At 31.3% G+C, this 11997-nt stretch carries 8 protein-coding genes; all 8 read right to left on the bottom strand.

What is annotated here, in order from left to right:
* Window positions 1-88 precede the first annotated feature (88 nt).
* Window positions 89-1249, bottom strand: coding sequence for a S1C family serine protease (locus BMZ74_RS04540; protein WP_245750815.1), 1161 nt, complete (start codon window positions 1247-1249; stop codon window positions 89-91).
* 155 nt (window positions 1250-1404) lie between these two features.
* Window positions 1405-2145 carry a 2,3-diphosphoglycerate-dependent phosphoglycerate mutase gene (gene gpmA / locus BMZ74_RS04535; protein ID WP_089860407.1) on the bottom strand — a complete coding sequence of 247 codons (741 nt, stop codon included), beginning with the start codon at window positions 2143-2145 and terminating at the stop codon, window positions 1405-1407.
* Window positions 2146-2282: 137 nt separating this feature from the next.
* On the bottom strand, window positions 2283-5444 hold the full coding sequence (locus BMZ74_RS04530) for a UvrD-helicase domain-containing protein (RefSeq protein WP_089860404.1): 3162 nt from the start codon (window positions 5442-5444) through the stop codon (window positions 2283-2285).
* Window positions 5428-8028: a PD-(D/E)XK nuclease family protein gene (locus tag BMZ74_RS04525; RefSeq protein ID WP_089860401.1), complete on the bottom strand. Its 2601-nt coding sequence runs from the start codon at window positions 8026-8028 to the stop codon at window positions 5428-5430. The genes BMZ74_RS04530 and BMZ74_RS04525 overlap by 17 nt, the downstream gene beginning before the upstream one ends.
* Before the next feature lie 12 nt (window positions 8029-8040).
* The gene (locus BMZ74_RS04520) at window positions 8041-8811 is read right to left on the bottom strand and encodes a DUF368 domain-containing protein (protein ID WP_089860399.1); all 771 of its coding nucleotides are present in this window, start codon (window positions 8809-8811) and stop codon (window positions 8041-8043) included.
* A gap of 137 nt (window positions 8812-8948) precedes the next feature.
* Window positions 8949-10073, bottom strand: a complete 1125-nt coding sequence (locus BMZ74_RS04515; RefSeq protein WP_089860396.1) for a YibE/F family protein — start codon at window positions 10071-10073, stop codon at window positions 8949-8951.
* A gap of 100 nt (window positions 10074-10173) precedes the next feature.
* Window positions 10174-11571, bottom strand: coding sequence for an alkaline phosphatase (locus tag BMZ74_RS04510; protein ID WP_089860562.1), 1398 nt, complete (start codon window positions 11569-11571; stop codon window positions 10174-10176).
* A gap of 178 nt (window positions 11572-11749) precedes the next feature.
* A partial coding sequence (locus BMZ74_RS04505) for a transposase (protein WP_143070141.1) occupies window positions 11750-11997 on the bottom strand: 248 nt, incomplete at its 5' end.

Here is an 11997-nt window from a genome sequence, read left to right as displayed (position 1 = left end):
AACAAAAATTAAACATAAAAAAAGAGTTCAGGGTTAAATCAAAAAACCGGGCTTGAAAAAGCCCGGTAATTAAAACTTAAGCTAGCTTTTAAACATCATTAGGCTTATTACCAATTCTACCAAAGATGATTTGAGTTTTGCCATTCCTGAGCACTTTAAACATTATCTTATCACCAACATCTTTGCTTTTAATTAATTTGCTGACATCAGCTGTTGTTTTAACTTTTTGTTGGTCAATTTCTTTAATTACATCATAAGCTTTTAATCCAGCTTTATCAGCAGGACTATCTTGATAAACTTCAATTACTACTACGCCATTTTTGTTTTCAAGATTAAAATAGTCCTGCATTTCCTGAGATATCTCACTAAAAGAAATTCCTAACCAGGGTCTGGTTACTTTGCCAGTTGTCCGCAATTCTTTAACAATACCAGTGATCTCATTGATGGGAATTGCAAAGCCAATATTTTGCCCTGAAGTTGAAACAGCTGTATTAATTCCAATTACTTCTCCCTGGTTATTTAATAATGGGCCACCACTATTACCAGGATTAATTGCTGCATCAAGTTGAATTAAGTTTTGATAAGTTCTTATTTTACGATCATCGCCAGGAATCTGAATCGGACGTCCAAGCGCACTAATTACTCCTACAGTAACAGTATGATCAAAACCAAGGGGATTACCAATTGCAATTGCCCAGTCACCAGGTCTAATTACATCAGAATCTCCCATTTTTAAAACTGTCAGATCCTGATCAAGCTTATCAGTATCAATCTTTAAAATTGCCAGATCAAGACTATAATCAGACCAAGCCACATCTGCTTTAACTGGTTCGTCTATCCCATTAATAGTAACTTCTACTTTATCAGCTTTATTAACTACATGTTGGTTAGTTACAATATAACCGTCTTTAGAAACTATAAAGCCAGAACCAAATGCCTGAGTTTCACGTGGCTTTTGTTCCGGAGCCTGGAACTGATCTCCAAAGAAAAATCTGAAATAAGGATCATTAAACATTTGAGGTAATTGCTGTTGAGAATCAACTTTAATTGTTGAAGTTACCATTACTACCCCATTATTAACTTTGCCTGCAATATCAGCAAAGTAATTACTTTGGTAAATATTCTCCCCTTTTGTTTCAGATTGAGCCATAACATTTGGAACCGCAGCCAGGATTAAAGCCGTGATTAATAAAATCAAAAGTGACCCTTTGCATAGTTTTCCTTGCTGTTTTAAAAAATTAGTCATCATAAATTACCACCTTCCTCTTTAATAATAAAATATTATAATTTCTAGAACAGCAAACCAGCTTAATTATGAATTTCAGCTATAGATGCTGTCTCTATCTAAAAATATATCAAAAAATTATTAAAGAGTAATTAAGCAAAAATTAAATTTTGATTAAATTATGATTTTGCCTGATTTTTAACTTTATTAATTTCCTGAGCAATTTTTTCTTGATCACCTAAATAATATTTATTCAGTACATTCATTTCCTGATCAAATTCATAAACTAGGGGACGACCAGTTGGTATATTTAAGCTTGATATTTCTTCATCAGATATACCATCAAGATGTTTTACTAAAGCACGCAGACTATTTCCATGAGCAGCAACAATAATTTTACGCCCCGCTTTTATTTGAGGCACAATTTCTTCTTGCCAATAAGGCATAACACGTTCAATTGTCATTTTAAGACTTTCTGTAGTAGGCAGTTCTTCAACAGTTAAACTTTTATATTTAGCTTCTTTGCCCGGATATCTTTCATCATCTTTATCTAAAGCAGGTGGTGGTGTATCAAAACTGCGGCGCCAGATATGGACCTGTTCAGCTCCTTCTTTTTCTGCAGTTTCTGCCTTGTTAAGCCCCTGAAGTGCTCCATAATGACGTTCATTAAGCTTCCATGACTTTAAGACCGGGATCCAGTGTAAATCCATAATATCAAGAATGATATTTAAAGTTTTAGTTGCCCGCTTCAAATAAGAGGTATAAGCTAAATCAAAATCATAACCTTCTTCCTTAAGTAACTCTCCAGCTGCCTGGGCTTCTTTTACTCCCTGTTCACTTAAATCTACATCAGTCCAACCAGTAAAACGATTGGCAAGATTCCATTCACTTTCCCCATGTCTAACTAGTACAATTTTCATCGACTCACCCTTTCTAATTAATTTAAATTTAAATTCTATTATAGTTGTTTTTATCTACCATTAACTATTTTAACTTTTTCTAAGCTAATTTAATATTAATTAATTTACAATCCCTTGCAGAACAAATAGAAAACAAATTAGATATTTAAAAATTCTGTTTCAATTTCCCAATTCTGATCTAGCTGATTTTGTAGCAATTTTTTATATTTAAGTAGTTGCTCAGGATCTCTATAACTACCACTTTTATAATCAATAATTTTAATTTTTTGCTGAAACTGATCAACTATTAAGCGATCAATTCTGTATTTTTTTACTGATTGAGCAGTTTTTTCTTTTAATAGATATTCAGTAAATATCTGTTTATCCTGCTCAAATAAATCTTTATTACTGCTAATAAATCTCTCTCCCTGTTCAATTAAACTATTAATTTTTTCTTTGCCCAATAAATTCCCATATTTATTATTAACTAATTTGCGAGCAGTTATTTTTTCTGCTGGCTGATTATATTTAATATTTTCTAAATAATAATGTAAAGCCAGACCGGAAAGCCGCTTTTCTGATAGTTCTAATTCATTGTTTTTAGCTCGAAAAAATCTATATTTTTCTTCTTGCTGCTGTTGTAATAATGATTGATTAGCTGCTGTTTGGCTAAGATATTTATTCAGATCAATTAGCGGTTGAGGTTGAGTAAATTTTTCTGATTCAACCTTGACAATAGAACCCTTCTGCCAGGGAGTAATCAACTCCAATAAATTTTTAACTCCTGTTGCTTTGAGCAGCATTTTTTCATAATAATCATAATTACTTCCAGACCACATTAACTGCTGATCTGGTTTGATAGTTCGAGGTGCCTCAATGAAAATATGAAGCTCTTTTTCAACTCTACTTAAAGCAACATAAAGATTATTTACCTCCTCTAATTCAGCTTTTTTCTCAGCCTGATCTTTGAAATCGTAATCAAGCCAATCCAAAATAGGTAAATATTGATCCTGGATCAAGAGATAATTTGTTAGCTGATCATATTTTTCATCAAATTCAAGATAAAAATTAAGGCTGGATTGATTATTGCCAGAACGACGACCTGGATTCCAGTAAAAATATTCAACTGGTAATGATAATCCTTTTGCCTGATGAATAGTCATTAGTGTAACGGCATCTTTATTTTCCACTCTTGTTTGTTTTAATTCTTCACTATCTTTATTTTCAGCTAAATAATTAAGTACGTTTTTTAAGGAATCAAAAGAATTCAGAATCACAAAGAAGGTATATAAATTCTTTAAAGCCAACCCATCAGTAGCTAATTCTATCAGTTCTGTCTTTTGATAGAGATAAGTAATTAAGGCTCGATAATCAAGTTCAAACAGTGATTTTATTTCAGTAAAAAGACTATTTAAAACTATATTATCTTGGATAGCAGATGGTAATTCAACTGCGGCAAGAGATGAATTCAAATAATATTCTAGTTCAACTTTATGCTGTAAAATTAATTTCAGCTGCTGATTATTAATTCTAATTAAATCACTACGCAAAAACTTTAATAATTGATAAAAATCTCGATAAGCTATAAATTTTAACAGGGAAACTAAAGCGGCTGGCAGCTGGGCTTCTAAAATAGATGCCCTATTTTCTAAAATATAAGGTATGTCAGACTGAGCTAGACAGTTCGCAATAGTATTTAATTCTTTAGCTGTTCTGGCTAAAATACTTACTCTACCATAATCATCAGCATAATTTTCTTTTATATCTACAGCTATTTCAGCAGCTAAATCAGATTTTATATAACTATTTAACTGCTTAATATTTACCTGTTTTTCTTCAGTTAAAGCGGCAAATTTTTTAGTTGCTGTATTATAATAAGCAGAATCACCTCCATAAAGAACCTTTGTCAGTCCTGACTCAGTTGAATTAGCTTTAACTGGATGATACTCCCAATCCTGCTCAATTTCTGCAAAAAAATTATTAAGCAGTTCAATTATCTGCTGATCACTGCGATAACAGCAGTTAAGACGTTCTGTTTCCGCTCCAATAATTTTATCTAAATTAGCAAATAAATTCTTTTCTCCCCCTCGCCAACCATAAATTGATTGTTTTTCATCACCAACAGCAATAAATATAGCTGCTCTTTTTATTAAAGGCTGTAAAATTTTCCACTGTAAAATACTAGTATCCTGAAATTCATCAATCAGCAGGGTCTGGTAATCTCCTCCTAAAAGATCAAGCAGATAATCACTAACCTGTCCATCTTTAACCAAAGCAATTGCTTCATCATTAAGATATTTAAAAGTATAATTACTGATATCAGCATGGGTAAAAAGAGCTCGCTTAAATTTAATATTTTCATAAATATTTAAAATAAGTTCAGCAAAATCAATGATATCTTTTTCTGCTGGGATAACTTCTCTATTATAGATCTCGCGGGCCAGCTGTCGTCTAAATAAATCATATTCAGCTTGCAATTTTTCTTTTAAATCGGCTGTTTTTTTAGCTCTTAATTTATTGCCACTCCAATAGCTTTCCTGGAGCAAATAATTCCGACGCTGATAAAGAAATTCCTGCTTTTCTGTTTTTGTTTCTAAATCAGAATAATTTTCAAAAAAGGTTCTTCCTGCTTTTACAAAATAAGCAGCAGTTAATTCTTCTTCCCGCAGCTCAGCAACTTTTTCAAGAACATGATAGCTCTTTTCAAAAAGTTCAACTAGATCATTATCTGCAACCAATTCTGCTTTAGATTGTGATTTTAATAATAAAAATTGCCAGGAATTATTAACTATTTGCTGGATAAAATCAAGGTATTTTTTTAAATCACGAGCTGGATTTGCAGCTAGAAAATCCTGCATTTTTTTATAATACGTTTGATTATTCAAAATAATTTTTAGAACATCTTCAATAATTTCTTCATTTTGACTATCATCAATAATTTGATAATTATAAATAGCTAAATAAGGTGCTATACCGCGCTTGAAAATCTGATTTGTAAAAGCATCTATTGTATAGATTTTAATTTCTTCTTCATTGAGCAGCATTTTTTTATAAACTCTGCTCAATAGTTTAGTATCAACTTTAAGTTCAGGATAAACTTCTTTTAGAGAAGTAAGCAAATTATCTTTTTCTGGCTTATCATTAATAATTATTTTCAGCTGATTAAAAATCCTTTGTTTTATCTCAGCAGTTGCTTTTTTAGTAAAAGTCATGACTATAATTTCAGTAAAGTCAATTCTCTTAAGTAAAGCAGCTAGATACTCTAAAGCAAGGCGATATGTTTTACCAGTCCCAGCACTAGCCTTAATAACTTTTTTCATCAGCTGTCACCTCCACGCGACAAATTTCTTGATATGGGCAGCTTTGACAGCGGCTTTTGTAAATTCGTTCGTATTTTCCAACAGCAAATAGTTTTTCAGTTAAAATCTGTAATTCTGATCCAAGCTGATCTTCTTTTTCCTGATTATGATAAGAGTGCTCAAAAGCTTCAGCAAAAATATTATAAATAGCTTTTCTACTTTGAGCAGGCAGATTTTCAGCATAATTTTGCCGCAGCATTAATGAATAAAAATCAAGCTGTTTCTGATCTCCACTGCCTGTTTTAAAGTCTATTATAAAATAATCAGTCGGACTAAAAATAAGCAGATCTATTCTACCACTAAGATAAAAATCTACCTTTTGGCTGCTAAAATATTGCTGGCGCTGATAATCCCATTCTGGCCATTCAACCAATATATCCTCAAAATCTACTGGTAAATATTTTTGTAATAATTTACTAAAATGCAGAAAAGAGCTATTTAAAGTTTGAGCAATTATTTGTTCATAAAAGGTTAAATAATCTTTATCTAGCTTCAGTTTATTTTTTCTGATTGCTGAAATAATAAGCTTTTGTCTGATATTTCCTGATATCTGAGCAGGATAAATTTGCTGTTGTTTAGCATAATTGAGCAGATCAGCAAAAACTTGATGAGCTATAATACCAAGCACTGCTAGTGAAAGAGCTGGTTTAATCTCCAGTTCAGTCGGCAATTTAGCCAAATACTCAAGATAAAAACGATGATAACAATCTTTAAAGTATTTATATTTATAATAACTAAAATTAAATTGCCGACCAAAATCAACCTGAGCGGCTGATAAGTCCTTTTTAAAACTTACTAAATCTTGATTTCTAAGTGCTGGCTTTAGTTTGAAGTTAAAAAACTTAGCCAGTACTTCTTTTTCAGTAAATTTATGCAAGGTTGATGGAACAAAGCTAAGCTCATACTCCAGTGCAAGTTCTTCTAAAATAACTGCTGGAGTAATGCTTTCAGATTCATTTTCTACAGTAAAAATTATTACCTGATCAGCATTAAAAAGATGGCGCAAAAATTTATATTTCTTTGTTAACTGTTTTTTCTGCTGAAGATGAATATTATTAGCTTGTAGCTGTTTTTCGCTTAAAAAGTATAAACCCGCTGAACCAGTTTTAAATTCAGCCTGGATACAGTTATTAATTAATAATTTTTTTCTTTTAGTCTGAGGAGCAAGTTCTGAAGGAAAAAAATCAACTGCAGCGGGATTATCAGATAAAGTAATTTTTTTAAAAGCAAAATGATTTAAAAAAAGAGAAAAAAGTCCTCCCCCCTGATCAGCATAATAAAGCTGCCAGTCATCAATTATACCCAGCCTTTCTATACTTTGCAGTTCTAAAAGGGTATCACTAAATTTTTCAAGTATATCTTTACTTTCCTGCTGAAATAGATCTGCAGCTATTTGAAGCAAAAACCTAATTAAATCATCTATACTGCTTATTTGCTTTAATTTGACTAAAATTTTAACTAAAGGTTTTAAATTGGGCAGCTTCTTTTGAATAATTGATCTATCTAGATAATAATAATCTTCTCTAATCAGTTCTTGTAATCTTTGGAAATCTTCTGCTGTAAAACCAAGCCAATTTCTGGCTATACTTTGGCTAAGCAAATCATTTAACAACTGCAGATCAATTAATAGCTCAGTATCATTTTCCCCAGATTGATATAAACTATACAGACTTTGCAAAAAAGCATAAAGCTCTGTTGAATGACAGTTTTTACTATTTTTACAATCAACTTTCTGGCTGAGAATATTTGCCGCTTCAACTTTACTGCCAACTTCCATTAATTCTACTTCCTGACTGCTAATTTCTAATTCAGTTAAGAAAGCAGCTAGACTTTTTAGTTTAGAATTATTCTTTTTAATTTCTATTTTTGGCTGCTTAATTGCTGGCAGTGTAATCTGTTTTAAAGTCAGATCATTTTCTGAAAAATCTTCTGGGTAAAGCTGCAGATGTAATTTAATTTTAAAATTACCTGCCAGCTGATTCAATAAATCTTTAAAGTAAGGCGTGAAATTAACAATATTAAAGAAGTTTAACTGCTGATATTCAGTTAAAAAATCTATATTTAAATTCATTTTTTCCTGAAGGGTTAATTGATCAACATAACCTAAATCATGTAATAAATTCTGGTATCTAATTTTTATTTTTTCTAAACGATCAATTCTGGCCTTCTGCCAGTCTGTTAAATCAGTTAATTGCTTAATTTTATAATCAAGACATAATTTGAAATAAGCAAAAAAGCGACTGGAAAATTGATAGATATCTTGATAATTTTCAATCCTTAATTCAGTTTTTTCAGCTTTAGTTAAAACTGAATATAAAAGCAGTGGTAATTTTTCTTCTTTGACTAAAAGCTGTTCACTGCCAAATAATCTTTCTTTAAATTCTGTTAAAGTTAAAAACAAGCTCTGCTGCTGCAGAGGCTGCGGATTATAATTTTCAATTGCTATTTTCAAGTCATAATAATTATCAAATATGTAAACAGCAGGCTGCTGCTGAATAACTTTTGCAAATAAATCATCTGCATAACTGTAATAATTAAATTCCATTTTTAGCCTCACTTAAATTTTTTGACCAATAAATTCTAAAATAATAATTAAAGCTGCACCAACTAGCAAACTAATTAAACCTTTAATTTGAAAAGCTGTCGGCCAGACTGCTGCAGCTGACCCAAGAATTAAACCTGTTAATACTACCATAATCTGAGATTGATGTTTTTTTAATAAATATGAAAAAAGCCAGGCAAAAACCAATAAGCCAATTACAACACCTGCTCCAAAAACTAACAAGATTAAAAAATTAAATTGATTAATCGCCTGTAAAACTGGTTGGTAAACACCTAATAAAATTAATAATGTACCACCACTAATTCCAGGTAAGATCATTGCAATACTGCCCAAAAAACCTGCAACAAAAAATAAAATTAGCCCCTCTTGAGCAATAAATCCTGGCTTTAATCCCTGGGACAAAAACAAAGCTAATACAAAAGATAATATAATAATTAACATTTTTAAAAATGTTAATTTACCAATTTTTTTATAAGTAGAATGAGCCGAAGTAATCACTAAACCTAAGAGAAAATAATTAATCAATAGCGGCTGATTTTGATAAAGATCAGTTATAACTGCTGACCCAAAAAGAACTCCCACTACTGCTCCAAATCCAATTACAAAAAGCTCTTTTATTTTAATATTCTTAATAGCATTAATTAAAGTTTCATATATATTTAAAACTAAAGCTAAAGTTCCTCCACTAATTCCGGGTAAAGTATTAGCCAATCCAATCGGAATGGCTTTAAAAAATAGAGCTAAATATGTATTCTTACCAGACAAATAAATCTCCCTTTCCATAAAAAATTAATTAAAACTAAAGTTAATTAAAAACTTACAAACAAAAATTTATAAAATAACCGTTATAATTAATATTCAAGATAAAAGTACATTTTACCTGCCTGATCAGCTAAAACACTTTATTTTTGTTTATTTTTAATCAATCTTTGCTCTTTAGTTAACAAAAAAGCTGCTATTAAAGCAGTCAGAGGAGCTGTTAAAACAAGCCCAATACTACCTGTAATTGTACGCAATATTTCCGCTGCAATTACTTTGTAGTTTAAAATTCTGCTAATAGCAGTTTGTTTACTAACAAAAAGCATTAATAAAGGCAGATAACTACCTGAGTAGGCCAACAATAAGGTAGTGGTCATCGTGCCAATTACATCTCGACCGACTGTAAATCCAGACTGCATCAATTCAACAAATTTTAATTCTGGTCTTTTATTATGAATCTCAGTCATTGAAGCTGCTACATCCATTGCAATATCCATTGCCGCTCCAGAAGCTCCAATAATAATTGCTACATAAAATATTTCTTGCATATTAAGTTCAAGATTACCACTAAAAATTAATGTTTCAGCATATGGAGCAGTCATCCCAAACAAAGACATTTTACTGCCAAATAACATAGCAATAGTGACTGAAATAAAAAGACCTGTAATAGTACCAATGAATGCAGCTAGACCTTTTTTAGTCAGCCCGGCAATTGAAAACAAGATAAATGCTGCAAGTAAGATTAAAACTAATAAAGCAAGTAAAATAGGATTGGTATTTGCCAATAAACCAGCTACTAAAACCTTCCAGATTATTAATAAACTTGTTAAAAAAGAAAAAATTGCTTGCAGACCAATTTCTTTAGCATAAATTAAAAGCAGCACAATAAAAATTAAAAATAAAAGCAATTCCCAATTCTGTCGATATTTATCAACTGCAATAACATTTACTACCTTGCCAGATTGAATATTTAAAGAAACAAGAATAGTATCGCCTGATTCAAAGAAATTATCAACCGAAGGACGCCCTGTTAAATTATTGGAGGCAGAAAATTTTTGGTTTTTAAATTTACCTTCAATCAATTTAACTTCTAAATGTTGAAATCCAATACTAGAAATACCAGAATTCATAACATCCGAGTTGTCAGCAGTTAAAACCTCAGCTTTTAATAAATTATCTTCTTTTTGAGCTAAAAATATAAATACTAGTAAAGCCAATAGAATTAAAATTATAAATAAAGTAGAGGCTTTTGTAAATAATTTAGGCAATTTTTTCACTTCCTTAATTTATGAATAAAAAATATTTAATAATAAAATTCAGGGGAATTCCCCTGAATTTTAATTAATATTTATTTTAGATAATTTATTATTAATTAGCGGCAAGTTTCAGTTTTCTTAACTCTTGTTCAAAGGCCACCTGGTAGCCCATTACCTTAAACATTGCCTGACCAATCTCAGTATTATCTTTAAAACCACCAAAATTTTCTGCCCCTACACCAATTGCGGACAAAGGAACTGCTGTGCCAGTATGCGCATAAGTTGTCCAGTACATATTGGCTCGTTCAGATAATATATGAGTTGCTGCAATCGCAACTGGATCATAGCCACCATAAATACCCTGAACTGCTTCATCTGCTGCAGGTTGATCATCAATTGCCATAGCTGCTTCAAGCTTAGTTTTTTCAGCAGTGGTTAAATCTTTTAAATCAAGATTTTTTGCAATATATTGATAAAATTTGGCTTTATCACCATTATATTTGCCTTTGCCATAATTTAAATCATCAGCAGTAGTTACTTTTACATTGAATAAATTAGAAAATTTAAGAAAATAATTTTTACCAAAACCAAGTCCATAACCGCCAGTTTCATGATCAGCAGCTACTACGATCAAAGTTTGATCAGGATGTTTTTGATAAAATTCATAGGCTAACTTAACTGAATCATCAAAAGCTAAAGTATCATGAATTGCTCCAGCAGGATCATTAGCATGACAGGCATGATCAATCCGACCGCCTTCTACCATTAAGAAAAAACCATTTTCATATTGAGAAAGAACTTCAATTCCTTTAGCAGTCATTTCAGCTAAAGATGGTACTCCAGATCTCCGATCAAGCTCATAAGGCATATGGCTGTAAGTAAAAGCAGCAAAAACTTTTTCTTTACCCTGAGCAGTTAAATTATTAAAATCTTTTGTTGACTGCTCCCCAATAAAAGTCTGATAGCCCTGACTGGCAAACTCCTTAGTTAAATCTCGTTCATCTTTTCGCTTTGACTTACCAACTTTAGAATTCTGGCCAATAAAATGACGATAACCTCCTCCGGCAAAAAAATCAACACCACTGTTTAAATAGTCTGCAGCAATTGCATTTTCATCATTACGATCATAATTGTGAGCAGCAAAAACCGCTGGTGTCGCATGAGTTAACCTAGTTGTTGTAATTAAACCAGTTGCAATATTATGTTGTTCAGCTAGTTCAATAATAGAGGTTAATTTTCTGCCATCAGGTAATTCAGCAATAATTCCACTATTCGTTTTATAACCTGTTGCCAGAGCAGTTCCGGCAGCTGCAGAATCTGTAACTAGAGAATTAGCAGAATGTGTTGTATTAACACCTGCAATTGGAAATTGATTCATTACTAATTTTTTAGTTTTATCACCTGTTTTAGCCTGCAGATAATATTCGGCTGCCTGACGTTGAGAAGCTCCCATTCCATCCCCAATTAAATAAAAAACATACTTTGGAGCAGCAAAAGCAAATCCCGACATTAAAAAAATTAAAATTAAAGCATAAACTGAAACTTTTAAAAATCTTTTCCGCAAAATTTTCCCCTCCTAAGTTTTATTTAATTAAATTCTATAAAATAATTAGGTTCTTTGACAAATGTTGTGAAATCTAAATAGCACCGTTTGAATCATGTTATCTCTTTGTTTTTTTGAATTACTCTTAAATACTTAGCAATGATAAAAATACTCGGCGTTTTAAGTTTTCAACTTTGGGAACACCGTAGCCAATTCTTTTGATTAATTTGATTTTGTTGTTTAATCCTTCAGCAAATCCGTTGGTTATTCTAGTTTTAAAATAGTTAATAATGTGTTGTTCCCAGCGTTTTACTGTTCCTTTAGCTCTATAGAAAAGATTTAATTTAGACTGACTAACATTTTCATACCAGTTATTTAAAGCTTGAATAGACT

This window comes from Halanaerobium salsuginis (assembly GCF_900114545.1).
Taxonomy (GTDB): Bacteria; Bacillota; Halanaerobiia; order Halanaerobiales; family Halanaerobiaceae; genus Halanaerobium; species Halanaerobium salsuginis.
The sequence above is the reverse complement of the archived record's forward strand: the minus strand, read 5'-3'. Positions and strand labels throughout refer to the sequence as shown.